Source organism: Actinomadura sp. J1-007, assembly GCF_009793335.1.
GTDB lineage: Bacteria > Actinomycetota > Actinomycetes > Streptosporangiales > Streptosporangiaceae > Spirillospora > Spirillospora yumaensis.
This window is the reverse complement of record NZ_WING01000001.1, coordinates 4,415,210-4,440,985: the sequence shown is the minus strand read 5'-3', so window position 1 is coordinate 4,440,985 and position 25,776 is coordinate 4,415,210. Positions and strand designations below refer to the sequence as shown.

Genomic DNA, 25,776 nt, shown 5'->3' with positions numbered 1-25,776 from the left:
GACCCGTCTCCTCGGAGGCGTTCCGGTCTTGCCTGGGCTGGGGTCGGCCGGCACAGCGGCCGGCCGGTGAGGGGAGCTTCCCGCTCGCGAGAACGCGCAGACGCGAGAAGAGAACGCGCAGACACGAAAGCGCCCGCACGCGGATGACCGCGGCGGGCGTTTCGTCGTCTCGGGGGCGGAGGGCTCCGGAACGTCAGGTGGCGGGGGTCTCCGGGGCGGGCTCAGGGCTCGGCTCGGCGGTGGGGGCGTTCCGGCGGTCGGACTCGCCCAGCGCGGGCTCCAGGTAGATCAGCCGCGCCTCGGGGAACTGCGCGCGGATCTTGGCCTCGGCGGCGTCGATGCCGCGCGCCACCTCGGCGGCGGTGTCGTCGTGGTAGACGGCGATCTTCGCCGCGATCAGCATCTCCTCGGGCCCGATGTACTCGGTGCGGATGTGCATGACGTGGTCGACCTCGCCGACCGACTCCAGCGCCGCGACGATCCGGTCCTCCTGCTCGGGGTCGGCGCCCTCGCCGATCAGCAGGCTCTTGGTCTCGATCGCGAGGATCACCGCGATGATCCCGAGCAGCAGGCCGATGCAGACGGTGCCGACGCCGTCCCAGACGCCGTCGCCGGTGACCACGGCCAGCGAGACGCCGATCAGCGCGAGGATGAGGCCGACGAGCGCGCCGAGGTCCTCCAGCAGGACGACCGGCAGCTCGGGCGCCTTGGCGCGCCGCACGAACCGCACCCACGAGTCGTCGCCGCGCAGCGTGTTGGACTCCTTGATCGCCGTACGGAACGAGAAGCTTTCCAGCGCGATCGCGACGATCAGCACCGCGAACGCCCAGACCGGCTTCTCCACCTCGTGCGGGTCGCTGATCTTGTGCACGCCCTCGTACAGCGAGAACGCGGCGCCGACGGTGAACAGCACCACCGCGACCACGAACGCGTAGAAGAACCGCTCGCGCCCGTACCCGAACGGGTGCCGGGGCGTGCGGGCCCGCTCCGAGCGCTTGCGCCCGAGCAGCAGCAGCCCCTGGTTGCCGGAGTCTGCGACGGAGTGGATCGACTCGGCCAGCATCGACGACGAACCGGTGAACGCGAACGCGACCATCTTCGACGCGGCGATCCCGAGGTTGGCGGCCAACGCGGCGACGATCGCCTTAGTCCCACCCTCAGCACTCATGCAATCCTCGCTTTGAGTTCTTGAATGGCCGACACGGGCGTGGGGTCGGCGCCCATCGTGATGGCCAAGTAAACCGTGACATAGTCCGCCATGGCGATCAGAGTCGCGATCCGCTCCAGCGGGTGCTCGCCCTCGGCCACGATCTCGGTGACCGCGACGCCCCGCGCGCGGGCCAGCTCGACCGACACCTCGCGGCGCTTGCGCACCTGCGGATGCTCGTCGGTGTCGCGCATGACGACCAGGTGCAGGCCGTGCTCGGGGTCGTCGGCCCGGTCGCGGAAGAAGTCGTCGGGATCGCCCGGGTCGGCCGGGTCGCCGCCCGCCCCCTTGCCCGCGAAGTACCCGTCGAACGCCACGACCTGGTTGTGGTTGGCCTCGGGCATCTCGCCGTAGACGCCCGGGTACTTGGCGTTCTCGTTGAGCTGGCACACGAACCGGTAGGCCGCCGTGCCCGCGAGGGTGGACGAGCCCCACACCAGCGGCACGTCGCCCGCGATGTCGAGCGCGACGCGCTTGGCCGGGTTGACGAACGGCTCGCTCGCCGGACGGCACCGGTGCGCCACGTCCTCCAGCCGTTCGGCGGTGGACTCCAGCACGGCGTCCGGCACGTCGGCGAGGCCGAGGGCCCGCGCCGCGAGCAGCAGCGGCACCGACAGGCCCCACAGCGTCGAGCGCGGCTGCCCGACCGAGCGGACCGGCACGAACAGCCCGCGCGTGCGGGCGGCGAGGTCGGAGAGCGGCGAGTCGTCGCCGCCGACGAACAGCAGGCGGCACCCGCGCCGCGCCGCCTCCGCAGCGACCGCGAGGGTCTCCTCCGTACTGCCGGAGCACGAGACGGCCATCACCAGGTCGGCCGCGCCCACCCAGCCGGGGAGCCGGTAGCCGCGCACGGTGACGACGGGAACGGGGCAGCCGAGGCCGCACGCCGCCGTCAGCACGTCGCCGGAGATCCCGGAGCCGCCCATGCCGGTCACCACGATCGCGCGGGGGCGGCCCTCCTCCGCGACCCGTTCGACGCCCGCCTCGGCGGCCAGCCGCCGGGCCTCGCGGATCTGCGCGGCCGACGAGGCGACCTGCCGCAGCATCCCGCCGGGATCGGCGGCCTCGATCGCCGCCGCGCCGTCCAGCCGTCCCCGGTCGAGCCCTCCGCTCACGGGGTCGGAGCCCTCGCCTCGTCCACCAGCAGCACCGGGATGTCGTCGCGGACGGGGTAGGCGTAGCGGCACGACCCCGCGCACACCAGCTCGCCCGCCGCCTCGTCGGGCCGCAGGTCACCGCCGCAGTTGGGGCAGGCGAGGATCTCCAGCAGCCACGCGTCCAGCTTCACGGTCACTTCTCCCTCACGATCGCGAGGACCTCGTCGCGCAGGGCCCCCATGGTGGTCTCGTCGGCGGCCTCGGCGTTCAGCCGCAGCAGCGGCTCGGTGTTGGACGGCCGCAGGTTGAACCACCAGCCGTCGCCGCCGGTCACGGTCAGCCCGTCGAGCTCGTCGAACGCCACGCCCGGCCGTCCCGCGAACGCGGCGCGCACCGCGGCGGTCGCGGCGGCCTGGTCGGCGACCTCGCTGTTGATCTCGCCGGACGCCGCGTACCGGCTGTAGGCGGCGAGCACCCGCGACAGCGGCGCGTCCTGCTCGCCGAGCGCGGCCAGCACGTGCAGCGCCGCCAGCATCCCCGAGTCGGCGAACCAGAAGTCGCGGAAGTAGAAGTGGGCCGAGTGCTCGCCGCCGAACACCGCGCCCGTCTCGGCCATCGTCTGCTTGATGAACGAGTGCCCGACCCGCGTGCGGACCGGCTCACCGCCGTGCTCGGCGATGATCTCCGGCACGGCCGCGGACGTGATCAGGTTGTGCACGATCGGCGCGCCCGGGTGCTTGGCCAGCTCCCGCGCCGCGACCAGCGCGGTGATCGTGGACGGGGAGACGATCTCGCCCCGCTCGTCCACGACGAAGCAGCGGTCGGCGTCGCCGTCGAACGCCAGCCCGATGTCGGCGCCCGTCTCCCGCACCCTCGCCTGGAGGTCGCGCAGGTTGGCGGGCTCGATCGGGTTGGCCTCGTGGTTGGGGAACGTGCCGTCCAGCTCGAAGTAGAGCGGGACGAGATCGACCGGCAGGCCGCCGAAGACCGGCGGGACGGTGTGCCCGGCCATGCCGTTGCCCGCGTCCACGACGACCTTGAGGGAGCGGATGCCGGACAGGTCGACCAGGCCCTTGAGGTGCTCGGCGTAGCCCTTGAGCAGGTCGCGCTGGGAGACCGTGCCGGGCGTCCCGCCGTACGCGGGCACGCCCTTCTCGACCAGGTCGCGGATCTCGGTGAGGCCGGTGTCGCGGCCGATCGGCCGCGCGCCGGCGCGGCAGAGCTTCATCCCGTTGTACCTGGCGGGGTTGTGGCTCGCGGTGAACATCACGCCCGGCAGCCCGAGGCTCCCGCTGGCGTAGTAGAGCAGGTCGGTGGAGCCGAGCCCCGCCTCGACCACGTCGGCGCCCTGCGCGGTCGCGCCGCGGGCGAACGCCTCGGCGAGCGGGACCGACGAGGGCCGCATGTCGTGGGCGGTGACCACCTGGCCGGCCCCGGTCACCCGCACGAAGGCCGCACCGACCGCCTCGGCGGTCTCGGCGTCCAGCTCCGCCGGCACCACGCCGCGTATGTCGTACGCCTTGAAGATCCTGGCGAGGTCGCCCACTCCCGCTCCCTCTACGTCGTCGCTTCCGGGGGTGGCGCCCCGGCCTGCCGGGGCTTACGCCCCAAGGGCGTCACTCGGCCGTGAGCCACTGTTCGATGTGAGCCGCTGTTGGATACGAGCCACTGAGCCTACCGGCAGGAGCGGGCCCCGCCGGCAACCCCTGCCCGGGGTCACTCCTGGCCCGGCTGCGTTCCCGCGGGCTCGGACCTGAGCACCCGCAGGTGCCCGCGGCGGCCGACCTCGGTGCCCTGCCCGACCGGCTCGGTCGCCCCGCCCGGCGCCGGCTTGGCGGCCTCGCGGACGGCGTCGGCGAGGGCCTCCAGGTCGTCGGCGCTCGGCTCGGTCTCCTCCTCGACGGGGAGGCGGACCAGTTCCCATCCCATGGGGGCGGTGAGCCGCTCGGAGTGCTCCGCGCACAGGTCGTAGCAGTGCGGCTCGGCGTACGTGGCGAGGGGCCCCAACACCGCGGTCGAGTCGCGGTAGACGTACGTGAGCGTGAAGACTGCGGGCGCCTTGCAGGCGGTGCGGGAGCAGATGCGGACGGGGCTCACGATGGCCGACCGTACCCCGCTCCCGCCGCCTCCGCCACCACCCGCGTGCACGTGTCGCCGTTACCGGTGCTTTTCCGGGGTAACAACTACATTCCGTACCTCGTCGGGCGCGTTGGGCACCCGCCGGAGCGGCGCGCGGAGAACCGGAGTCGGCGGCCGGAGCGGGCGGGCGCGGCGGGCGGGGTAGTCTGGGAGACGTGCGATCCCGTGTGGCAGGCGTACGGCGCCGCGATCGGCACGGTCGCGGCCTCCGTGGCCCTCTGACGCCCCCTCAGGCGCCGGTCTCCCGCACCCGCGCGGAACGTTTCGACGACCTCGTCCACGACGAGGTGCGCCGGCTCGGGCAGCGCTGGGGCCGCGAGCTGGCCCAGGTCGAGTTCGCGGTCGAGGAGGTTCCCGACGTCGAGCCCTGGACCGGCGGCCCCGTGCCGCTCGGCCTCACCCTGCCCGGCGAGTCCGGCGGGCCCGTCCGCATCGTGATCTACCGGCGGCCCGTGGAGGCCCGCGCGACCGGTGACCGCGAGGTGGGCCGCCTGGTCCGCGACCTGCTGGTGGAGGAGGTCGCCGACCTGCTGGGCCTGTCCCCCGAGTCGGTCGACCCCAGCTACGACACCCCCGACGACTGACCGGCGCCCCGAAGGGGCCGCGTGGTCAGAAGGGGCCGCGTGGTCAGGGGACGTGGTCAGGGGACCAGGACGCCCTGGGAGTCGGCAGCCGGGGGAGCCAGGCGGTCGACTCCGCCGGGACGAGCGGCAGCACGGTGATCAGCAGCTCGTCGCCCTTGCCCTTGGTGAGCGTCCGCGCGCCGTACACCGGGCCCGACCCGGGAGCGGTGCGGACGACGGCGCCGAAGCCCTTCTCCCCGTCGCGCGGGGCGAGCACGCGGGTCTCCACGGTCCGTCCGGCGGGCACCCTGATCCGCTGCGGCGTGCCCGGCCCCTGCCCGCCGATCGCGGTGACGGCGACGTCGGCGGCCCCGGCGGGCGCGGTCAGCGAGATCCACGGGTCGAACCGGTCGTCGGCGAGGACGGCCTCCCCGAGCGGCGCGGTCGCCGTCCCGTAGGCCACGTCGGCGCCCCGTTCCGCCGCGAAGCCCGCGACGACCGGCCGGTCCGACGTCAGCCGCACGGCGGCCGACTTGCCCGCCAGGGCGCTCTCCAGGTCGATCGTGGAGACCGTCCCGGCGGGGGCGTCCAGCACGTCCTGCCCGTGCGGGGCGAACGACCCGCTCGGCGTGACCACCCGCACCCGGACGCGCGCGTCGTCCTGGCCGGGCACGCCGACCATCAGCCGCCGCGGTCCCGACCCGCCCGGCACCCCAGGGACGACCAGCGAGGTCGCGGGCACGGGCGACACCGGTACCCAGTCGATCCCTTCTTCTCGCCCGTCCGTACGCGCAGCGAGGCGGCGACGCGACCGCTGGTCGTGTGCACGCGCAGCGCCAGGTCCCGCGCGGTCTTCACGATGTCGCCGAGCCCCTCGGGGGACGCGCCGATGTGGACGACCTTGGTCGTGCGCGGCTCGACGGGGGTGCCGCGCCCGTCCGGGGTGTCGAGCGGGCCCTCCCCCGACAGCGCCGTGACGTCCACGGAGGCGGGCTGGGAGTCGACGTTGGTGAGGTAGAGGTCGAGGTTCTCGGCCGCGACCGGGCCCGGCCCGACGAACCACAGGTCCGTTCCCGGCGCGGAGCAGCGGATCGCGGCGAGGCCCCGGTCGCCGCCCGTCGGCCGGTGGGTGGTCTGCTCGGCCGCGAGGCCCGCCGCGAACGCGCCGTCCGCCCGCAGCGCGTACGCGCCGTCCGCCGCGGGCCGGTCCTCGGACCAGCCCTGCCCGAGCGCGGTCACCGACCCGACCGGGGACGCGCCGCCGACCGGGGTCACGTCGGCCCGGCCGCCCTTCTCGCGGGCGTCCCTGATGGGCGAGGACTGGACGCTGAGCCGTCCGTCCTCGTGTCCCGGGCAGACCGACAGCGCGGACCGCACCGGCGCCCGTACGCCCTCGGCGGCGGCTCCGGCGCGGTCGCCGGGACGCGACAGGGACGCCGCCCCGTACAGCGCCGCCAGCGCCACCAGGACGAGCGCCGCCGACGCGTAGCGCAGCCCGAACAGCCGCAAGACCTTGTCCATGGTCAGGAACGCTCCTCAGACGGCACCGGCACGTCCCCGCCGCCCTCGCCGGGCGTCGCGGCCGCCGGGAACGGGTCGTCGGGCCCGGCGGCGCGCTCGGGCCCGGCGGCGCGCCCGTCGCCTTCGGGCGGCTCGTGGCGGACGCGGGGACGCCGCCGGAGGGCGTTCGCGGCGCCGCGGGCCCGGCGGCCACGCCGCGAGACCGCGGGCCCGGCGCCCTCGAACCGCGCCGAGCCCGGCAGGGCCAGTACGGCGACGAGCACGACCGCGATGCCCTGGACGATCAGCCAGCCGTGCCGCGTCCGCATGCTCCGGGTCAGCTCGAACCGGCCGCCCTTCGCCGGGATCACGTAGCCCTGCGCCCAGCCGTCGACCGTGCGGGCCTTGACGTCGGAGCCGTCCAGCGCCGCGCGCCAGCCGCCGTCGGCGGGCTCGGCGAGCAGCAGCGTGCGGGGCCCGGCGCCCGGCGGGATGCTGACGCGGGCGCCGATCCGCCCGGCGGGCAGCGGCGTGGCGTTCGCGCCGTCCAGCAGCAGGAGCCGCCCGGACGGCGCCTGGAGCTGCCACACGCCGAACGACGGGGTGCGGCTGAGGCGGGTCAGCTCGGGCGCGGCGTCGAGCACGGCGGCCAGCGGATCGCCGGACGGGCGCGGGACCAGGACGTACTGGACGCCCATCCGGGTCAGCGCGGGGCCGTCGTTCTCGGCGCGGCCCCCGGCGAGCCCGGCGACCAGGCCGTCCATGCGCCGCCGCCCCTCGCCGCCCGCGGGCGTCTCGGCCTCGCCGAGGCTCGGCGGCAGGCCGCGCAGCACGCTGTACGAGACGCGCCCGCCGGGCCCGTGCCGCAGGACGAGCGTGCGCGGCCCCCGGGCGCGTGGACGAACGACGGGACGGCGTCGGGATCGACGCGCCCGAGCGGGCCGCCCGCCCCGTTCACGATCCAGCATCCGGCGGCCAGCACCGGCGCGGAGACCGCCGCGGCGACGATCACGGCGCCGGCCGCCCTGTACGGCAGGTAGGTGCCCGCGAGGACGTCGGCGGCGCGCTGGACGGCGGCGGTCGCGGCCAGCAGCACCCCGGCGCCCGCGAACAGCAGCGCGACGCCCGGCCACGCCGGCGCGGCGACCGAGCCCTTGGTGACGGTCGCCGCGGACGCCAGGATCGCGACGAGCAGCCCGAAGATCGCGAGCATCCAGCCGGACAGCACGGCCGTGCGGCGGCCCCGCAGCGGCAGCGCGCACAGCCCGGCGAGCAGCAGCCCGTACAGGGCCCACCGCGCCGGGGTGCCGGGGCCGCCCGGGTCGAGCGCCACCAGGCCGGGGGCGGTGGCGGCGGGCTCGGCCGCGCGGTGCAGCCCGGCCTCCAGCAGGAAGCGGGACGGGTGCAGCAGCAGCCCGGCCGTCCACGGCAGCAGGAGCAGCGGCGGCACCCCGAGCGCGATGGCGAGCTTGCGGCGGCCCCGGCGGCGCGGCCCGTCGAACAGCACCCACGGCAGGACGCCCGCGACGAGCGCCAGCGGCCAGGTCAGCGGAACGAACGCCATCGCGACCGTCAGCAGCAGCGCGACGGCCCACGCCGCGCGCGCCGCCCGCTTGCGGGGCACGGGGGCGCCGGGGGTGCGCGGCAGCCCGTACATCCGGGCGGCCTGGACGGCGATGAGCGGCAGCAGGACGAGCACGACGGCGGTCCCGAGCCGTCCGCCCGCGATGGCGCCGGTGGCGGCGGGCAGCAGCGCGTAGGAGGCCGCGAACCACGCCCGTACGACCGAGACCGGGATGCGGCGCCCGCTCGCCCGCGCGCGGCGTCCCGTACGGGGCGGGTCCACGACCAGGACGCGGGACGCGCGGTAGGCGGTGAGTCCCGCGAGCGGGACGCTGCCGAGCAGCAGGACCGACACGACCAGCCACGGCTTGCCGAACGCGAGGGTCGACAGGAGCGCGAGCACGCCGACGTACGGCGGGCTGCCCGCGTCGCCGCCGAGCCCGGACGGATGCCAGCCCGACAGGTACTGCGCCCACAGGTCGCTCGCGCCGCCCCACGCCGGGACGAGCGCGCCGCCGCCGAGCAGGCCGCCCGCGGTGACCAGCGACCGTTCGGCGGCGAGCGCGACGGCGACCAGCGCGAGGACGAGCAGAACGCCGGGACGGGCGAGCAGCCGGCGGAACGGGCCGGGCTCGTCCGGCGGCGGCTCGTCCTCGGCGTTCGCCGAACGGTCCCGCTCGTGCGCGGCGAGGTACTCCGACACCGACTCCACCGCGCGGCGCAGCGCCACCCAGCGGGGCATGTGGCGGCGGACGCTGCGGTAGACGCGCCTGCGTCCGTCGGCCCGCGCCGCGCGGTCGCGGCGCAGCCGTGCCGGGTCGCGCAGCACGTCGCCGAGCGCGCCCAGCTCGTCGCGCGCCGCGCCCGGCTGCTTGACCAGCAGCAGGTACAGCGACCGGACCAGCGTCACCCACACGTTGCGGACGAGCGCGCGCAGCATCACGGGGAACGGGACGTTGGCCAGCAGGGCGCGCAGGGCGTTGCGGCGGTCGCGGCGGCGCGGGCGCTCGGCGGACATGCCGACCTCGCGCAGCCCGCGCCGGGCCGCCTCGGCGTGGTGCACGACCGCGTCGCCGACGGCGACGACGCGGTGCCCGGCGGCGTGCGCGCGCCAGCAGAAGTCGAGGTCGTCGCGGAACAGGCCGTACTCGACGTCGAAGCCGCCGAGCCGGTCCCACACGTCGCGGCGCACGAGCATCCCGGCGCTGCCGACCGCGAGGACGTCGCGGACGCCGTCGTGCTGGCCCTGGTCGAACTCGTGCCGGTCCAGGCCGGTGTGGCGGCGCCCGGCCGCGTCGATCGCGACGCCGAGCTCGCGCAGCACCCGCCGGTCGTCCCAGTCGCGGGCCTTCGCGCCGAGGACGCCGATGCCGGGGTCGGAGTCGGCGACCCGCAGCAGCGCCGCGAGCGCGCCGTGCGCGGGCGCGGAGTCGTCGTGCAGCAGCCACACCCACTCGGTGCGGGGACGTCCCGGATCGTCGTCGGGGACGGGGGTCTCCGCCGCCGCGTGCCGCAGCGCCTCGGCGACGGCCTCGCCGTAGCCGGTGGTGCGGGGCAGCGTGAGGACGTTGCCCTCCCCCACGACCTCGGCGAGGACGGCGGGGCCGCGGTCGCGGCTCCCGTTGTCGACCGTGACGAGGCGCTGCGCCGGGCGCGCCTGCGTGAGCAGCGCCTTCAGCGTCTCGGGCAGCCAGCGCGCGCCGTCGTGGGCGACGAGGACCGCCGTGACGACGTGGCGATCGAGAGTGGGCGACAAGAGTCCGCTCGGTCCCTGGGACGACAATCAGCAGCCGTGCCGGCCCGGGGGCCGACACGGCTGACAACTGTACGCGCGGGCGCCACGGCCCGTCCGGGATCCCCCTGGATCGGGCGGACGACCGTGGCACGGCCCCCGGAGGGGCCTGGCGGACGGGCCCTAGCGGACGGTCCGCGGCGCCCCGCTCAAACGGCTTGGCGCTTCAGCTTCCGGCGCTCCCGTTCCGACAGTCCCCCCCAAATGCCGAACCGCTCATCGTGTTGCAGCGCGTACTCCAAGCACTCCGTCCGTACCTCGCATGCCCGGCACACCTTCTTGGCCTCGCGAGTGGAGCCGCCCTTCTCCGGAAAAAACGCCTCCGGGTCCGTCTGCGCGCAGAGCGCGCGCTCCTGCCAGCCCAACTCTTCACCGTCTGTGCCGTGCGCCAGCGGGATCACTACCTCGCTCACAGCGCACCTCCTAGCCCGTGGAGCCCCCTGGTCATTGCCTTCCCTCAGCTCCATCCCCGAGAAGGCATAGAACTACACCCACGAAATTACACGCGTGTAGCGCCCGCCCCGTCAAGCGGAACGAGTTTCCAGGGGGACATACGGGGTTATAAGGCGATCGGCTCGATCGGCTTTGGGCCGGAGATCACCTTTTCGGTATCAGCGCATCACTGCGGAGGCGGCGGACGGTTGTCGCGGTACCAGTCGCCACCCTCGTCCTGACCGTGTTCTCCCGGCTGCTGGCCCTGCTGCTGGCCCGGCTGGCCGCCCTGCTGCTGCGCGCCGGTCTCACCGCTGCCGCTGCCGCCGTACGCGCGCGTCCACTCGCCCATCTCCTCTTCCTGGGCGGGCTGTTGCTGCTGGTAGCCGCCCTGGGGCTGCTGCCCGTACTGCTGCTGGGCCTGCTGGTAGTCCTGGTGCTGCTGGGCGGGCTGGCCCGGCTGCTGCGCCTGCTGCCCGTACTCCTGGGGCTGGCCGTACTGCTGCTGCCCGTAGCCGGGCTGCGGCTGCTGGCCGTACGGCTGCTGGGCCTGCTGCTCGTAGCCCGGCTGGGCGGCCTGCTGGCCCTCGGCGCCCTGCTGATAGGGCTGCTGCTGGTACGCCTGGTACGGCTGCTGGCCGTACTGCTGCTGGCCGTAGCCCGGCTGGGGCTGCCCCGGCTGAACGGGCTGGCCGGGCTGCACCTGCTGGCCGGGCTGGTAGCCGAAGTCGGGGTATCCCGGCGGAACCTGGCCGGGGCCCTGCGGACGGGCCGGCTGCATTCCCTGGAACACGGTGAACGCGAACCATGCGCCGACGCCGACGACCGCGAGCTTCGCCGCCCCGTAAAGGAAGACGGCCAGCTTCTCGATCGCGCCCGCCACCTCGGAGTCGATCAGCATCGAGCTCAGCCAGCAGACCACGCCGAACAGCGCGATCCCGGCGAGCACGCCGAGCGCGCCCATCGTGATCGTGCGGGCCTGCGGGGTCGGGGTCCCGACCGAGGTCACGAGCAGGACGGCCAGCGCGAGCAGCGCGACGACGGCGACCTGGGTGAAGAAGCCGCCGGTGGTCTCGCCATAAGCGCGGCCCTTGAACGTTCCCGATCCGCCGAACAGGACGATGATGCCCGCGAACAATTGCAGTCCCGCAGAGGCGAGCAATACCCAGGCGGCCGGTTCGCGCAGGCGCTGGACGGCTTCCTTGTTCACGTCGACATCTCCAGACGAAGGCAATCGGATTCCTGCGCAAAGCTTTGCACATCGGGCCCCTCTCCGTCTCCGCCCCCGGGGCGGTGGATCAGACGAAGATCCTCTTCCGTACCGGCCCGTACCGGCGCCCGCACCGCCCGGGGACCGGCCCGGCGTGAGAGGCGACCTCGCGCGCGCCCTAGGCTGATGCGCATGAGGATCGTGGCGCTGGCGGGCGGAATCGGTGGGGCCCGCTTCCTGCGCGGGCTCCAGGCGGCCGCCCCCGAGGCCGAGATCACCGTGATCGGCAACACCGGCGACGACATCTCCCTGTTCGGGCTGCGCGTCTGCCCGGATCTGGACACGGTGATGTACACGCTCGGCGGCGGCATCAACGAGGAGCAGGGCTGGGGCCGGGCGGGCGAGACGTTCGCCGTCAAGGAGGAGCTCGGCGCGTACGGGGTCGGGCCGGGCTGGTTCGGGCTCGGCGACCGCGACTTCGCCACCCACATCGTGCGCACGCAGATGCTGGAGGCGGGCTACAAGCTGTCGGCGGTGACCGAGGCGCTGTGCGACCGGTGGAAGCCGGGCGTGCGGCTGATCCCGATGACCGACGACCAGGTCGAGACGCACGTGGTGGTGGACGACCCCGAGCGCGGGCGGCGCGCGATCCACTTCCAGGAGTGGTGGGTGCGGCTGCGGGCGTCCGTCCCGGCCGAGTCGATCGCGGCCGTCGGCGCCGAGGACGCGAAGCCCGCGCCGGGGGTGCTCGCCGCGATCGGGGACGCCGACGTCGTGCTGCTGCCGCCGTCCAACCCGGTGGTGAGCGTCGGGACGATCCTCGCGGTCCCCGGCGTGCGCGACGCGGTCGCCGCCAAGACCGTGGTGGGCGTCTCGCCGATCATCGGCGGCGCGCCCGTGCGCGGGATGGCCGACGCGTGCCTGACCGCGATCGGGGTGGAGACCAGCGCCCGCGCGGTCGCCGAGTACTACGGCGCGGACCTGCTGGACGGCTGGCTGGTCGACGAGGCCGACGCGGGCGTTGAGGTGGACGGCATCGAGGTGCGGTCCCGTCCGCTGCTGATGAGCGATCCGGACGCCACGGCGGCGATCGCGGGCGCCGCGCTGGACCTGGCTCGCGAGCTGGCAGCCGGGGCCGCCGGAACGGCCGGGGCCGCCGGAGAGGACGCGCGGTGAGCGCCCCGGCGTCCGGTCTGCGGATCTTCGGGCTGCCCGGCCTGCCGGAGGTCCGGGAGGGCGACGACATCGCCGCGCTCGTCCCCGCCGACCTGGTCGAGGACGGCGACGTGCTGGTCGTCACGTCCAAGATCGTGAGCAAGGCGGAGGGCCGCGTGCTCGTCGCCGACGACCGGGAGAAGGCGATCGACGCCGAGACGGTGCGGGTCGTCGCCCGGCGCGCGCACGCGCGCGGCGAGACGCGGATCGTGGAGACGCGGCAGGGGCTCGTGCTCGCCGCCGCCGGGGTGGACGCGTCCAACACCGCGCCCGGCACCGTCCTGCTGCTGCCCGAGGACTCCGACGCGTCCGCGCGCCGCATCCGCGCGGGCGTGCGGGAGCGGACCGGCCGCGACGTCGCGGTCATCGTCTCCGACACGCTCGGGCGGCCCTGGCGCAACGGGCTGATGGACGCGGCGATCGGCGTCGCCGGGCTCGCGCCGATCAGCGACATGCGCGGCCGGGACGACGCGTACGGCAACCGGCTGGAGGCGACGATCACCGCCGTGGCCGACGAGGTCGCGGCCGCGGCCGAGCTGGTCAAGGGCAAGCTCGACGGCGTGCCGATCGCGGTCGTGCGCGGCCTCGCGGGCCTGGTCACCGCGGACGACGGGCCGGGCGCGCGGGCGCTGATCCGCCCGCCGGACGAGGACATGTTCCGGTACGGCTCGGCCGACGTGCTGCACGCCCGGCGAACGATCCGGGAGTTCACCGCCGACCCGGTCGATCCCGGCGCCGTACGGCGCGCGGTCGCCGCGGCGATCACCGCGCCCGCGCCGCACCACACCACGCCGTGGCGGTTCGTGCTGCTGGAGTCGGCCGGCTCGCGCACCCGCCTGCTCGACGCGATGCGCGACGCGTGGGAGGCCGACCTGCGGCGCGACGGCTTCTCCGAGGAGTCGATCGCGAAGCGGCTGCGCCGCGGCGACGTGCTGCGCCGCGCGCCGTACCTGGTCGTCCCGTGCCTGGTGATGGACGGCTCGCACGACTACCCCGACGAGCGCAGGGCCCGCGCCGAGCGCGAGATGTTCGTCGTCGCGGCGGGCGCGGGCGTGGAGAACCTCCTGGTCGCGCTGGCCGTCGAGGGGCTCGGGTCGTGCTGGGTGTCGAGCACGCTGTTCTGCCGCGACGTCGTCCGCGAGGCGCTCGGCCTGCCCGCCGACTGGGACCCGATGGGCGCGGTCGGCGTGGGCCGTCCCGCCGCGCCGCCGCGGGACCGGCCGCCGAGGACGCCCGACGCGTTCATCGAGGTCCGCTGAGCCGTCCCGGCTCCCCCGGTCCCGGGGAGGGTCCGGGTCAGCGGCGCCAGGAGGCGAGCGCCCGGTCGATCTCCTCGCGGGTCGGGACCCTGAGCGGCTTCGGAGGGCGTTCGGGGAGGCCGAGGCGGTCCGCGTGCGGCTCCGCGAGGGCGCCGTCGGGCCGGCGGAAGCCCCGGCTCTGGAGCACGTCGCGCGCGGACCGGGAGCCGAGCGCCGCCTGGAACGCCTCGGCGGCCTCGCGGCGCTTGCCGTCCCGGGCGACGACGGCGTACGGGTGGTCGAGCATCAGCGTGCCCTCGCGCGGCGCGAGCGCGACGACGGGGTTCGGGCGGTGCGCGGCGTTGTAGGCGACCACGGCCTGCTCGGTGGTGACGGCGAGCGGGCGGTCGAACCGCTCGTCCCCGGCCAGGTCGGCGAGCGTCCCCGCGGAGCCGCCCGCCGCCCTCGCCCGTCCGGACGGCGCGCGCTTGCGCAGCGCCCGCACGACGCCCTCGTCCGCCGCCTCGTCCGGGCCCGCGACCTGGCCGAGCGCGATCATGCCGATGGCGCCGCCCATCCCGACGGCCGGGTCGGGGGTACGGCGCGCGAGCGGCAGCCCGCCCGCCTCGTTCTCCAGGAGCAGCTTCCAGCTCGCCGCCACGTCCGCGGCGCGGAACTCGGCGTCCACCGGACGGGTCGTCGCGAGCACGACGGGCGTCGCCGCCAGCGGGACGGCCGCCGGGGGCACCCGGTCGTCGGCGGCGCGCGCGACGCCGAGCCACAGCGACGACTCGGGCACCCAGGCGTCCGCGTCGCGCCGGGCCGCCGCGTCGCGGGCGTACGCGGCGGGCGCGACGGCGGTGATCCGCGCGCGGACGCAGCGCCCGGCGACCCGGTGGGTCTCCACGTTGAAGCGGGACGCGACCTCGCGCAGCGCGGGGGCGATCTCCGGCTGCGCGGCGACGCGGACCTCCAGGTCGTCGCCCCGGCACGGGCCCGTACCGGGCAGCGCGCCGACCGTCCACGCGCCGCCCGCCGCCGCGCCGGCGGCGAGGAGCGCGGCGGCGGCCCACACGGCTGGACGGCTCGCCGCCCCGCGCCGTGCGGACGCCGCCGCCGGCGACTCCTGTCGGTCCACGCGTCAGTATTACCGCAACCGCCGCGCGGGGTACCGGCTCAGGTGCCCACCAGGGGCAGGTCGAGCCGCCCGCCTCCCGCTCCCTTCCGCCCGAAGTCGCCGATGCCGTCGGTGCGGCGCGCCGCTTCGAGGCGTTCGGCCGGGACCTCGCCGTAGAGGGTGGTGCGCTGCCGCGCCGGGCGCCCGGCCCGCGCCGCGATCGCCTCCAGTTCGCTGATCGGCTTGAACGAGCCGTTCTCCGACCCGGCCATCCGGCTGATGGTCTCCTCCATCAGCGTCCCGCCGAGGTCGTTGACCCCGCCCTGGAGGACGCGCGTGCACAGCTCGTCGCCCAGCTTCACCCAGGACGTCTGGATGTTGGGGATCGCGCCGTGCAGCAGGATGCGCGCGAGCGCGTGCACCGCCACGTTCTCGCGCACGGTCGGCCCGGACGGGCGAGCCCGGCCAGGTAGATCGGCGAGTTGTGGTGCACGAACGGCAGCAGCACGAACTCGCTGAAGCCGCCCGTCCGCTCCTGGATCGAGCGCAGCAGCTTGAGGTGCGCGACCCAGTGCGCCGGGGTGTCCACGTGCCCGTACATCATCGTGGACGTCGTCGGGATGCCGAGCTCGTGCGCGGTCGTGACGACCTCGACCCACTGGTCGGTCGGGAGCTTGCCCTTGGTCAGCACCCAGCGCACGTCGTCGTCCAGGATCTCGGCGGCGGTGCCGGGCAGCGAGTCGACCCCGGCCTCCTTCGCGCCCTGGAGCCACTCGCGGATCGACAGGTCGGTGCGGCTCGCGCCGTTCACGACCTCCATCGGGCTGTAGGAGTGCAGATGGATGTCCGGCGCGCGCCGCTTCACCTCGCGGGCGAGGTCGAAGTAGGCGGTGCCGGGCAGGTCGGGGTGGATGCCGCCCTGCATGCAGATCTCGGTCGCGCCCGCCGCCCACGCCTCGTCCACCCGGTCGCCGACCTGGCTCAGCGACAGGGTGTACGCGTCGGCGTCCGTGCGGCGCTGCGCGAACGCGCAGAACCGGCAGCCGGTGTAGCAGACGTTGGTGAAGTTGACGTTGCGGGTGACGACGTAGGTGACGTCGTCGCCGGAGACCTCCCTGCGCAGGTCGTCGGCGATCCGCGTCAGGACGTCCAGCTCGGGCCCGTCGGCGTGCAGCAGCGCGAGCGCCTCGTCGTCCGACAGGCCCGCCGGGTCGCTCTCGGCGCGCGCGAGCGCGGCCTTGACGTCGGCGTCGAACGCCCGGGGCGCGCTCATCCGCTCCTTCAGCGCGTCCCAGTCGCCGTACACCTCGTCGAAGTCCTCGCGGCGGTCGCCGGTGCGCCCGGTCGTGTCGATCTCGGTGTGCAGGTCGGTGCGCCCGACGCCGCCGAACGACTCGAAGCCCCCGTCGGGCTCCTGCCAGGGGCGGCCCTCCGGGACGGCGCCCTCGCGGGCGAGGCCGGTCTCGGGGTCGGCGAGCGCGGCGACGTGCCCGAGCACGCGCGGGTCGAGCCACGGCTCGCCGCGCCGGACGTACTCGGGGTAGACCGTCAGCCGCTCGCGCAGCTCGAACCCGAGCTCGGCGGTGCGGGCGGCGAGCTCGTCGATCTGCGGCCACGGCCGCTCGGGGTTGACGTGGTCGGGCGTGAGCGGGGAGACGCCGCCCCAGTCGTCGATCCCGGCGCGCAGCATCAGCGCGTACTGGTCGTCCACCAGGTTCGGCGGCGCCTGGACGCGCGCCTTCGGACCGAGCACGAGCCGGGTCACCGCGATGGTCGCGGCCAGCTCCTCCAGTTCGGCGTCGGGCGTTCCGCGCATCTTGGTGTCGGGCTTGGCGCGGAAGTTCTGGACGATGACCTCCTGGACCGCCCCGTACTCGCGCATCGTCCGGCGGATCTCGAAGATGGCGTCGGCGCGCTCCTCCACCGTCTCCCCGATGCCGATCAGGATGCCGGTGGTGAACGGCACGTTCACGCGGCCCGCGTCCTCCAGCACGCGCAGCCGTACCGCCGGGTCCTTGTCGGGCGACCCGAAGTGCGGCCCGCCCTTCTCGCTGAACAGCCGCGTCGCGGTGGTCTCCAGCATCATCCCCATCGAGGGCGCGACGGGCTTCAGCCGCTGGAAGTCGCGCCAGGTCAGCACGCCCGGGTTGAGGTGCGGCAGCAGGCCGGTCTCCTCCAGCACCCGGATCGCCATCGCGCGCACGTAGGAGAGGGTGTCGTCGTAGCCGTGCGCGTCCAGCCACTCGCGCGCCGGCCTCCAGCGGTCCTCGGGCCGGTCGCCGAGCGTGAACAGCGCCTCCTTGCAGCCCATCGCCGCGCCCTGCCGCGCGATCTCCAGCACCTCGTCCGGGCTGAGGTACGGGGCGTCCACCCGGTGCGGCACCGTGGCGAACGTGCAGTACCCGCAGCGGTCCCGGCAGAGCCGGGTCAGCGGGATGAACACCTTGCGGCTGTAGGTGACGACCCCGGGCCGCCCGGCCGCTTCGAGCCCGGCGTCGCGCGTGCGGCCGGCGTACGCCAGCAGGTCGTCGAGCCGTTCTCCGCGCGCGTGCAGCAGCGTGGTGGCCTCGGATCGGTCGAGTGTCTTTCCGTCGCGTGCCCGGGCCAGCGCCCGGCGGAGCCCAGACTCCGTGAAAGCAGCGTCCATGCGGGCACTCTATGCCAATCGTCATAATTCGTGGACGGCGGGATGCCCGTACGCGGCAAGGACAGCGGGCGCGGGGCCCCGGCTATTCCCCGGCGGCCGGAACGCCCCGGAACAGGCTCGGCCGGTCGGCCGCCAGCTCGTCGGCGGCGCGGCGCAGCTCCGCCATCACCGCGCGCACGGACGGGCGGACGTCGGCGCCCGCGCGCGTCCACATCACCATGCGCCTCTCGACGCGCGCCTCGGCGATGTCGCGCACGACGATCCCCGGATGCCGTTCGGCGAGCGCGAGGTCGGGGACCAGGGACGCCGCGCCGCCGGACGCCACCATCGCGAAGATGACGAGCAGGTCGTTGGAGCGGTAGCGGACGGAGGGCCGGAAGCCGCCCATCTCCACGCAGGTCCGTTCGAGCAGCCCGGAGTGGTTGGTGCCGAGGTGGCCGGTCACCCACGGCAGGCTCGCCAGGTCGGCCACGCGCACCGGCTCGTCGGAACGGGCGAGCCGGTGCGCGGCGGGCAGCGCGATCCGCATCGACTCGGTGACCAGCACCTCCGAGACCAGCTCGGGACGCTCCGGGTGCGGGAGGTGGGAGTACTCGTCGTTCAGCACGACGTCGATCTCCTGGAGGACGAGCGCCTGGAGGACGCGGGTGAGCTCCTCGTCGAGCACGTCCACGGTCAGCTCCGGGTACGCCTCGCGCAGCCGCGGCAGCGCCGGGGCGACCACGTGCACCAGCGCCGTCTGGAACCCCACCAGCCGGACCACGCCCGCCACCCGGCCGCTCGCGGCGAGCGCCGCCTCGTGCGCGCGCTGCGACTCGGCCAGCAGCGACTCGGCGCGCAGCGCCAGCACCTCGCCCGCCTCGGTGAGCCGCAGCCGCCGTCCGACCCGTTCGACCAGGCTCACGCCGACCTCGCGCTGGAGCTGGGCGATCTGCTGGGAGACCGCGGACGGGCTGTAGCCGAGGGAGTCGGCGACGGCGCCGACGGTCCCGCGCAGCTTGAACTCGCGGAGCACCCGCAGCCGCCCGAGGTCCAACATGGTGAAGGGATTCTTACACAATCCCTACAGAAACAGTCGCTGGACCTGAAAGTTGGACCGAGTCAAACTAGAGGTGCGAGACCGGAGGAACGGCGGCGAACCCGCCCTTCCGGACTCGCGGAGGGCCTGCCCTCCACTCCCGCGCGGGAACGTCCGAGCCCAGGCCAGGGCTCACAGCGGACACGTCCGGGCCGTGCCGAACGGCCGGCCCCCACACCACGCCAAGGACAGACCCATGCTCATCGTGCTCGCCCTCATCGTCGTTCTCGGCCTGCTCGCCCCCGCCTTCGGCGCCGACTCCCGGGACGGCCTCGACTGGACGCCCGACAGCTTCTGGATGCGGCGCCGCCGGAGCCCCGGCGCGGTCAGAAAGACCGGTAGTCCCGCACCGGCAGCCGCGGGCCGCGCCTCGGCGGACGCGTGCCGGTCGATTCCAGCAGCCGGGTGACCCGGTGCCGGTGGCCCGCGTACGGCTCCAGCAGCTCCAGCATCCCGGCGTCGTCCACCTTCCGTCCGGCCAGCGCCCAGCCCACCACGCCGGGCAGGTTGTAGTCGCCGACGGAGACGGCGTCGGGATCGCCGGCCGCGCGCTGCCGGATCTCGGCCGCGGTCCACACCCCGATCCCGGGCAGCGTGCGGAGCCGCCGCTCGGCGGGGTCGGCCTCCAGCCGCGCCGCGACCCGCGCCGCGCCGATGATCGTCCGGGCCCGGACGGCCTCGGCGCCGGACCGGTGCCACTCCCACGACGGGATCCGGGCCCACACCTCCGGCGGCGGGGGCACCCGCATCCCGGGCGCTCCCGGGGCGGGCTCCCCGAACCTGCGCAGCAGGTGGCCCCACGCGCGCCACGCCTCCACCGCCAGGACCTTCTGCTCCAGGACGGCCGGGACGAGCGCCTCGAACACGCGCCCCGTCCGGCCGATCCGCATCCCCTCCGCGCGCAGCGCCGCGACGCGGAGCACCTCGTGCCGCGGCTCGAACGCCTCCGGGGCGTCGTCCGCGCCGAGCAGCGCCGGCAGCCCTTCGAGCAGCCAGTCCGCGCCCGGCCCCCACGCCAGGGCGTCGATGACGTCCCCGCGCCGCAGGACGCGGACCGTCCCGGGGCCCTCCGGCGTGTACGAGGCGCGCCAGACCGCGCCGTCGGGGGTCGTCCGGTGCGCGGGGTCGTGGGCCCCCCGCCGGTGCGGCGCGAGGGTGCGCCCGGGATCGACCGGCCACGGCGGCCGCCACACGCGGCGCCGCGCCGGTGAGCGGCCGGGGAGCCGCATACCAGCGGTCGGCTCCCCGGCCACGGACCCGCCGGGCGCGGACTCCCCGCGCACGGGACGGCCGGTCGCGGGCCCGCCGCCCGCGGTCTCCCCGCTCACGGGCCCGCCGGTCGCGGGCTCCCCGCTCACGGGCTCCCCGCTCACGGGCGTCGCGGTCATGTGTCGGTCGAGAAGCGGACGGCGGTCGGCGGCAGCTCGATGCCGGGCCACATCCGCAGCCCGTCGCGCAGCTCGTTGCCGGGGCCGACGACCGCGCCGTCCCCGAGGATCACGCCGTCCAGCACCGCGCCCGGCCCGACGCGGGCGCCGCGGCTGAGCACCGAGTCGCGCACGGTCGCGCCCTCCGCCACGAACGCGTCGTCCAGCAGCACGCTGCCGAGCACGGTCGCGCCCGCCTCGACCACCGCGTTGCGCCCGACCGTCGTGCCGTCGCGGACGACCGCGCCCGGCGACACCACCGCGCCGGCCAGGACGAGGCGCGGCCCGGGAGGCCCCGGCATCGCCGGCGAGGCGAGCCGCCCGAGCACCAGGTCGCGCGAGCCCTGGACGAACGCCTCGGGCGTGCCGACGTCCAGCCAGTACTCCGACTCCACGTGCCCCATCACGACCGCGCCGGACGCGATCAGCGCGGGGAACGTCTCGCGCTCGACCGACACCACCTCGTCCTCGGGGATCGTGTCGATCGCCGAACGGCGGAACACGTAGCAGCCCGCGTTGATCTGGTCGGTGACCGGGTGCGAGGTCTTCTCCAGGAACGCGGTGACGCGGCCGTCGGCGTCGGTCGGCACCGAGCCGAACCTGGACGGGTCCTCGACCCGCGTCAGGTGCAGCGTCACCGCCGCGTTCGCCTTCTCGTGCAGCGCGACCTGCGCGCGGACGTCGTGCCCGGACAGGATGTCGCCGTTCAGGATCAGCACCGGCTCGTCCGGGCCGCACGTCAGCGAGCGCGCCGCGTTGCGGATCGCGCCGCCGGTGCCGAGCGGCTCGTCCTCGCTCACGTACGCCAGGTCCACCCCGTGCGCGTGCGCGCCGAACGCCGCCTCGAACATCTCGGCGCGGTAGGAGGTGGCGAACACGATCCGCTCGACGCCCACGGCGTGCGCGCGGGCGAGCTGGTGGGCGAGGAAGGCGACCCCGGCCGTCGGAAGCAGCGGCTTGGGCGTGGAGATCGTCAACGGTCGCAGCCGGGTGCCCTGCCCCCGACCAACAGGATCGCTTCCACAAGGCCCCTTCCTCGAAGGTCTCGACGGCCGGACCCGAGCGAGCCTAGTGGGTCGGATGGGCCGGTTTGCCTTCGCGGGCGGCGGCGTACCGGCCGACGGCGCGCTGGTAGGAGGCCATGTGCGCCTCCGCCGAGAACGCCCAGGTGAACTTCTCGGAACGGGCGCACGCCGCGTCGGCGAGGCTCCGGCGGCGGACCGGGTCGTCGATCAGCTCCGACAGCGCCGCGCCGATCCCGGCGGGCTCGGGATCGGTGTAGGCGACGGCGTCGCCGCCGACCTCCGGCAGCGGGCCGCGCCGCGTCGTCAGGACCGGGGCGCCGCACGCCATCGCCTCCAGCACCGGCAGCCCGAACCCCTCGCCGCGGCTCGGCAGCGCGACGACGAGCGCGCCGCCGAAGAAGCCGGGCAGCGCGGACCGCGACAGGTAGCCGGGGCGGACGACCTTGAGCCGCAGCGGGACGGACGCGAGCGCGGCGTCCACCTCGTCGTCCCAGCCGCCGCTGCCCGCGAGGACGAGCGCCGGCGGGTCGGGGCGGTCGGCGCAGGCCCGCACCCAGCCGCGGATCAGGCTCGGCACGTTCTTGCGGGGCTCCAGCGCCCCGAGGTAGGCGACGTACGGGCGCCCGTGCAGGCCGAGCCGGTCGGAGACCTGCTTGACCTCCGGCTCGGACGGGCGGTGGAACACCTCGTGGTCCACCCCGTGGTAGGCCACGTCGATGTGGCCGGGATCGGCGTGCAGCAGCCGGACGAGCTCGTCCCGCGTCGCCTGCGACGGCGCGATCAGCCGGGTGGCCCGGCGCGCGGCCGTGCGCGTCGCCGACCGGACGTAGGTCGCGCGCACCGGATCGTGCGCGTCGTGCTCGGAGAACAGCGTCACGTCGTGCAGCGTGACCACCGTCGGCATCCCGGCCGCGACCGGGATCGTGTACGTCGGCAGGTGGATCACGTCGGCGCCGACGTTCTGCGCCACGTACGGCAGGCCCGTCTGCTCCCAGGCGAGCCGGCTGGCGCGGTGGGCGAGCGCCGCCGGGCCCGCGACGATCCGGGCGCCGGGCGCGAGCAGGCCGTACCGCTCCTCGTCGGCGCGTTGGCACGCCACCGCGAGGTCCGCGCCGAGCCCGTGCAGCGCGGACAGCAGGCCGTCGACGTACCGGCCGAGGCCGCCGCGGTCGGCGGACACCGACGTGGTGTCGAGCAGGATCCGAGGCCCCACGGGAACCATCCCCCATCCCGAACGAGAGGCGTAGATCACTCTTTACCCTTCGAGCCTACGCCGCCGGGACCGCTCCGGAGGTGATGACCACGCGAAGGTTACGACCGTTTACGGGCGTGCACGAGAACGATGCTGCCGCGCTCGTTCGGCGCCCTGCGGTCGGCCAGCGCCACCAGCGGCGTGAGGGGCGCGGCGGCGTTGAAGCCGACCTTGCCCCCGTACGCCGAGAGCGACAGGTACAGCCGCTCCGTCGCGGCCGTCCTGAACTGGTAGGAGTGCCGTACGAGGTCCATCCCGCGCTCGTCCAGCAGCGCGCGCAGGGACTCGTGCGTGTAGGTGTGCTGCACGTGGTACTTGGCCTTGTGCGCGTCGCGCAGCGCGGGCCAGGCGTCGGCGCGGCTCAGCACGTCGGCGGACATGAAGATCTCGCCGCCGGGCTTGAGCACCCGCGCCATCTCGTCCAGCGACCTGCCGCCGTCGTCGAAGTGCTCGATCGCGCACACCGACAGGATCGCGTCGAACGCGCCGTCGCCGAACGGCAGCCGCAGCGCGTCGCACTCGATCAGCGCGGGCGCGTTGGCGAGCGTCCGCCCGTACGCCATCTTGCCGCGGGCGAGGTCGATCGAGACCGCGTGGGCGCCGCGCCTGCGGGCCTGCCCGGCCCAGTAGCCGTCGCCCCCGGCCACGTCGAGGACCTTCCTGCCGCGCAGGTCCCGCCCGAGCCAGGACAGCAGCGTCCCCGCCTCGCGGTACCGGCACACGTGCACCTGGTGCCCCATGAAGGCGACCACATCCGAGAGTTTCATCGCCGCCAACTCTAGAGCGCCCAAGCGAATGCGCCTTCGCGTTCGCCTAGGCTGGGCGCGTGAAATCCAAGGCCGCCCTGCTGCGGGGCGTGCGCTACCTGCTGGTGCTGCTCGCGCTGGCGTTCTGCGCCTACAGCCTGGTCTCCACGTGGGACGACACCGTCCGGGCGTTCGAGCAGATGTCCTGGGCGACGCTGCTGGGCGCGTTCGCGGCGGGCGTCGCCGGGCTCTTCGCCTGGATGCTGGGCTGGCGGACGTTCCTGGCCGGCCTCGGCTCCCCGCTGCCGGTCCGGGCCGCGTTCCGGATCCAGTCGATCTCCCAGCTCGGCAAGTACGTGCCGGGCAAGGTGTGGGCGGTCGTGACCCAGGTCGAGCTGTCCAGCGAGTACAAGGTCTCCCGGATCCGCAGCCTCACCGCGACGCTCCTCGCCGTGGCGACGTCCATGGCCGGCGGCCTCGCCGTGGCGGCCGTGACGCTGCCGCTGACGTCCGAGGCGGCCCGCGACCGCTACTGGTGGCTGTTCCCCCTGGCGCCCGTGCTGCTGGCCGCCCTGCACCCCCGCATCGTCACCTGGTGCCTCGACACGCTGCTGCGCCTCGCCCGGCGCGCGCCGCTCGAACACCCGGTCAGCCTGGCGGCCACCCTCCGCGCGATCGGCTGGACCGTCGCGGGATGGGTCCTGTTCGGCGTCCACCTGTGGCTGCTGGCCGCCGCCGCCGGGGGCGACGGCGCGGGCCTGCCGTTCCTCGCGACCGGCGCCTACGCGCTGGCGTTCGTCGCGGGCTTCCTGGTCTTCATCGCGCCCGGCGGCATCGGCGCGCGCGAGGCGGCCATGGTCCTCGTCCTGTCGCCCGTCCTCCCGGCGGGCGCCCCCGCCGTCGTCGCCATCGCGTCCCGCGTGGCCCTCACGATCGCCGACCTCGTCAACGCGAGCGCGGCGTTCCTCATGGGCCGCGCCGACAAGCGGAACGCCCGCGAACGCGACGCCCGCGAACGCGACGTGGCGCGCGCGACCCCTCCCCCGCCCGAGCCGGGGAATGAACCCGCCGCCCCGGAGCTTGTCAGGGGTACGCAGCCGACGAAGGAGTGATCGTGACGGCCCCCATCGAGGTGACGGACGCGACGTTCGACGAGAAGGTCCTGGGCAGTTCGACCCCGGTCCTGGTGGACTTCTGGGCCGACTGGTGCGGGCCGTGCCGGATGATCGCGCCGGTGCTGGAGCAGATCGCGAGCGAGCACGACGGCAGGATCACGATCGCGAAGATGGACTACGACGGCAACCCGCTGACGCCCCAGAAGTACGGGGTGCTCGGGCTGCCGACGCTGCTGCTCTACAAGGACGGCGAGGTCGTCGAGCAGATCGTGGGCGCCAAGCCCAAGCGCGCGCTGCTCAAGGTCCTGGAGCCGCACCTGTGACCCGCGGTCAGCGGGCGAGCAGGGCGTCCAGGTAGGCGTTCCAGACGGGGCCGTGGTCGACCGGGTCGACCGCGGCCCTGAGCCGTTCGGGCTCGCCGGGGGCGTAGAAGCGCTTGAGCGCGTCGGCCAGCGAGCCGACGTCGCCGGGCTCGCAGACCAGGCCGTCCACGCCGTCGCGGATCTGGCCGGCGAAGCCGCCGACCCGGGTCGCGATCACCGGGACGCCGTACTCGTGGGCCATCCACACGTTCTGCGAGGCGGTGGCCGTGCGGTACGGCAGGACGAGCGCGTCGGCGCCGGCGAACAGGCCGGGGACGTCGGCGGCGGGCACGTAGCCGGGGCGCAGGTCCACGCGTCCGGTGAGGCCGAGGTCGGAGATCAGGGCCCTGGTCTCGTCCAGGCCGCCCCAGAACTCGCCCGCGACCGTGAGGGACACGTCGTCGGTGGTCGCGAGGGCGCGCAGGAGGACGTCCAGGCCCTTGTACGGGCGGACGATGCCGAAGAACAGGAGCCGCCGGGCCGTACCGGCGGTGCGGGCGGCCCGACGTGACGGCCCGGCCTTCGCGGGCAGGTGGGCGGGCATCTCCGCCACCCGGACGGGCCGCGGGTGAGGCCGCGCGCCAGCTCCGCCTGCTGCTCGGAGTGCACGAGCACGCCGTCCACCCGGTTGAGCAGGGCCTTCATCAGCGGCCTGTCGTACGGCTTGCGCTCGTGCGGCAGGACGTTGTGGCAGAGGGCCACCACGGGGGCGCGGCGGCCGAGGCCCGCGAGGATCCCCCGGTACGCGGGGACCTGCACGGGGCTCAGCACCGCGAGGACCACCAGGTCGTACGCGCGCAGCGACCGGCCGGCGCGCCACCAGCCGTCGGGGCGCCGCCAGTCGAGCCTGCGCCGGGTGCCCGCGAACGGCTCGCCCTCGGGCTCGGAGATCGTCTGCTGCCCCGGGTAGAGGAACGCGGGGTACTGCGCCCGCCACGACTCGATCACCGGGTCGTGCCCGGCCGCGGCGAGGCGGTGCGCCAGCTCGGTCGTGTGGTGCGCGCCGCCGCCCTTGTAGGGGAACGCGGGGCCGACGATCGCGATCCTCATG

Annotated in this window: 20 protein-coding genes and 3 pseudogenes; 5 read left to right on the top strand and 18 right to left on the bottom strand. The window is 75.2% G+C overall.

Annotated features, from left to right (window positions below; all coding sequences use genetic code 11):
* Positions 1-193: 193 nt before the first annotated feature.
* The 5 genes from GEV43_RS20200 to GEV43_RS20180 all read right to left on the bottom strand — a co-directional run bounded on the left by GEV43_RS20200 (position 194) and on the right by GEV43_RS20180 (position 4,401).
* Positions 194-1,168, bottom strand: a complete 975-nt coding sequence (locus GEV43_RS20200; RefSeq protein ID WP_160822010.1) for a cation diffusion facilitator family transporter — start codon at positions 1,166-1,168, stop codon at positions 194-196.
* Positions 1,165-2,322: an SIS domain-containing protein gene (locus GEV43_RS20195; protein WP_160822009.1), complete on the bottom strand. Its 1,158-nt coding sequence runs from the start codon at positions 2,320-2,322 to the stop codon at positions 1,165-1,167. Before GEV43_RS20195 ends, GEV43_RS20200 begins: the two co-directional genes overlap by 4 nt.
* On the bottom strand, positions 2,319-2,501 hold the full coding sequence (locus GEV43_RS20190) for a Trm112 family protein (RefSeq protein ID WP_160822008.1): 183 nt from the start codon (positions 2,499-2,501) through the stop codon (positions 2,319-2,321). Before GEV43_RS20190 ends, GEV43_RS20195 begins: the two co-directional genes overlap by 4 nt.
* Positions 2,498-3,850 (bottom strand): phosphomannomutase/phosphoglucomutase, encoded by a 1,353-nt coding sequence (locus GEV43_RS20185; protein WP_160822007.1) that lies wholly within the window; start codon positions 3,848-3,850, stop codon positions 2,498-2,500. Before GEV43_RS20185 ends, GEV43_RS20190 begins: the two co-directional genes overlap by 4 nt.
* 170 nt (positions 3,851-4,020) lie before the next feature.
* Positions 4,021-4,401, bottom strand: a complete 381-nt coding sequence (locus GEV43_RS20180) for a DUF3499 domain-containing protein (RefSeq protein WP_309239735.1) — start codon at positions 4,399-4,401, stop codon at positions 4,021-4,023.
* A 209-nt stretch (positions 4,402-4,610) separates the two neighbouring features.
* Between GEV43_RS20180 and GEV43_RS20175 the strand changes: the two genes are divergently transcribed.
* Complete coding sequence (locus GEV43_RS20175) at positions 4,611-5,027, top strand: metallopeptidase family protein (protein WP_160824662.1); 417 nt, start codon at positions 4,611-4,613, stop codon at positions 5,025-5,027.
* A 43-nt stretch (positions 5,028-5,070) separates the two neighbouring features.
* Here GEV43_RS20175 and GEV43_RS50580 read toward each other — a convergent pair.
* From GEV43_RS50580 to GEV43_RS20150, 5 genes and pseudogenes are all read right to left on the bottom strand, one after another.
* Positions 5,071-6,527: pseudogene (locus GEV43_RS50580) on the bottom strand (DUF5719 family protein).
* A gap of 2 nt (positions 6,528-6,529) precedes the next feature.
* Positions 6,530-7,270, bottom strand: a complete 741-nt coding sequence (locus GEV43_RS50575; RefSeq protein ID WP_241682974.1) for a hypothetical protein — start codon at positions 7,268-7,270, stop codon at positions 6,530-6,532.
* On the bottom strand, positions 7,210-9,825 hold the full coding sequence (locus GEV43_RS20160) for a glycosyltransferase (RefSeq protein WP_241682973.1): 2,616 nt from the start codon (positions 9,823-9,825) through the stop codon (positions 7,210-7,212). The genes GEV43_RS50575 and GEV43_RS20160 overlap by 61 nt, the downstream gene beginning before the upstream one ends.
* 185 nt (positions 9,826-10,010) lie before the next feature.
* A complete protein-coding gene (locus GEV43_RS20155) occupies positions 10,011-10,274 on the bottom strand; it encodes a WhiB family transcriptional regulator (RefSeq protein ID WP_021594342.1) in 264 nt (87 codons plus the stop codon).
* 206 nt (positions 10,275-10,480) lie between these two features.
* Entirely contained in the window at positions 10,481-11,503 is a 1,023-nt protein-coding gene (locus tag GEV43_RS20150) for a hypothetical protein (protein ID WP_160822004.1), read from the bottom strand.
* A 192-nt stretch (positions 11,504-11,695) separates the two neighbouring features.
* Here GEV43_RS20150 and cofD point away from each other — a divergent pair, with 192 nt between their 5' ends.
* Positions 11,696-12,679: a 2-phospho-L-lactate transferase gene (gene cofD / locus GEV43_RS20145; protein WP_160822003.1), complete on the top strand. Its 984-nt coding sequence runs from the start codon at positions 11,696-11,698 to the stop codon at positions 12,677-12,679.
* On the top strand, positions 12,676-13,977 hold the full coding sequence (locus tag GEV43_RS20140) for a coenzyme F420-0:L-glutamate ligase (protein ID WP_160822002.1): 1,302 nt from the start codon (positions 12,676-12,678) through the stop codon (positions 13,975-13,977). The genes cofD and GEV43_RS20140 overlap by 4 nt, the downstream gene beginning before the upstream one ends.
* A 37-nt stretch (positions 13,978-14,014) precedes the next feature.
* Here GEV43_RS20140 and GEV43_RS20135 read toward each other — a convergent pair whose 3' ends face one another.
* From GEV43_RS20135 to GEV43_RS20105, 7 genes and pseudogenes are all read right to left on the bottom strand, one after another.
* Positions 14,015-15,094: a substrate-binding domain-containing protein gene (locus tag GEV43_RS20135; RefSeq protein ID WP_160822001.1), complete on the bottom strand. Its 1,080-nt coding sequence runs from the start codon at positions 15,092-15,094 to the stop codon at positions 14,015-14,017.
* A gap of 38 nt (positions 15,095-15,132) precedes the next feature.
* Positions 15,133-17,720, bottom strand: a pseudogene (locus tag GEV43_RS20130) (bifunctional FO biosynthesis protein CofGH).
* Positions 17,721-17,802: 82 nt separating this feature from the next.
* Positions 17,803-18,759 (bottom strand): LysR family transcriptional regulator, encoded by a 957-nt coding sequence (locus GEV43_RS20125; RefSeq protein ID WP_160822000.1) that lies wholly within the window; start codon positions 18,757-18,759, stop codon positions 17,803-17,805.
* A 365-nt stretch (positions 18,760-19,124) separates the two neighbouring features.
* Positions 19,125-20,186: a DNA-3-methyladenine glycosylase 2 family protein gene (locus GEV43_RS20120; protein ID WP_309239734.1), complete on the bottom strand. Its 1,062-nt coding sequence runs from the start codon at positions 20,184-20,186 to the stop codon at positions 19,125-19,127.
* Positions 20,183-21,202 (bottom strand): sugar phosphate nucleotidyltransferase, encoded by a 1,020-nt coding sequence (locus tag GEV43_RS20115; protein WP_241682972.1) that lies wholly within the window; start codon positions 21,200-21,202, stop codon positions 20,183-20,185. Before GEV43_RS20115 ends, GEV43_RS20120 begins: the two co-directional genes overlap by 4 nt.
* 91 nt (positions 21,203-21,293) lie before the next feature.
* Positions 21,294-22,463: a glycosyltransferase family 1 protein gene (locus GEV43_RS20110; protein ID WP_160821999.1), complete on the bottom strand. Its 1,170-nt coding sequence runs from the start codon at positions 22,461-22,463 to the stop codon at positions 21,294-21,296.
* A 98-nt stretch (positions 22,464-22,561) separates the two neighbouring features.
* On the bottom strand, positions 22,562-23,269 hold the full coding sequence (locus tag GEV43_RS20105; RefSeq protein ID WP_160821998.1) for a class I SAM-dependent methyltransferase: 708 nt from the start codon (positions 23,267-23,269) through the stop codon (positions 22,562-22,564).
* A gap of 59 nt (positions 23,270-23,328) precedes the next feature.
* Between GEV43_RS20105 and GEV43_RS20100 the strand changes: the two genes are divergently transcribed.
* Together GEV43_RS20100 and trxA are read left to right on the top strand one after the other, a co-directional pair.
* The gene (locus tag GEV43_RS20100) at positions 23,329-24,360 is read left to right on the top strand and encodes a lysylphosphatidylglycerol synthase transmembrane domain-containing protein (RefSeq protein ID WP_309239733.1); all 1,032 of its coding nucleotides are present in this window, start codon (positions 23,329-23,331) and stop codon (positions 24,358-24,360) included.
* A gap of 2 nt (positions 24,361-24,362) precedes the next feature.
* The gene (gene trxA, locus GEV43_RS20095) at positions 24,363-24,686 is read left to right on the top strand and encodes a thioredoxin (protein WP_160821997.1); all 324 of its coding nucleotides are present in this window, start codon (positions 24,363-24,365) and stop codon (positions 24,684-24,686) included.
* 7 nt (positions 24,687-24,693) lie between these two features.
* On the opposite strand, the pseudogene GEV43_RS20090 reads toward trxA, so the two are convergent.
* Positions 24,694-25,775 (bottom strand): annotated as a pseudogene (locus GEV43_RS20090) (glycosyltransferase family 4 protein).
* Position 25,776 lies beyond the last annotated feature (1 nt).

What these genes read in the sequence shown, in the direction of transcription:
- GEV43_RS20200 (WP_160822010.1), bottom strand. Translation starts at nt 1,168, where the DNA reads ATGAGTGCTGAGGGTGGGACTAAGGCGATCGTCGCCGCGTTGGCCGCC.
- GEV43_RS20105 (WP_160821998.1), bottom strand. Translation starts at nt 23,269, where the DNA reads ATGAAACTCTCGGATGTGGTCGCCTTCATGGGGCACCAGGTGCACGTG.
- GEV43_RS20125 (WP_160822000.1), bottom strand. Translation starts at nt 18,759, where the DNA reads ATGTTGGACCTCGGGCGGCTGCGGGTGCTCCGCGAGTTCAAGCTGCGC.
- GEV43_RS20120 (WP_309239734.1), bottom strand. Translation starts at nt 20,186, where the DNA reads ATGACCGCGACGCCCGTGAGCGGGGAGCCCGTGAGCGGGGAGCCCGCG.
- GEV43_RS50575 (WP_241682974.1), bottom strand. Translation starts at nt 7,270, where the DNA reads ATGGACGGCCTGGTCGCCGGGCTCGCCGGGGGCCGCGCCGAGAACGAC.
- cofD (WP_160822003.1), top strand. Translation starts at nt 11,696, where the DNA reads ATGAGGATCGTGGCGCTGGCGGGCGGAATCGGTGGGGCCCGCTTCCTG.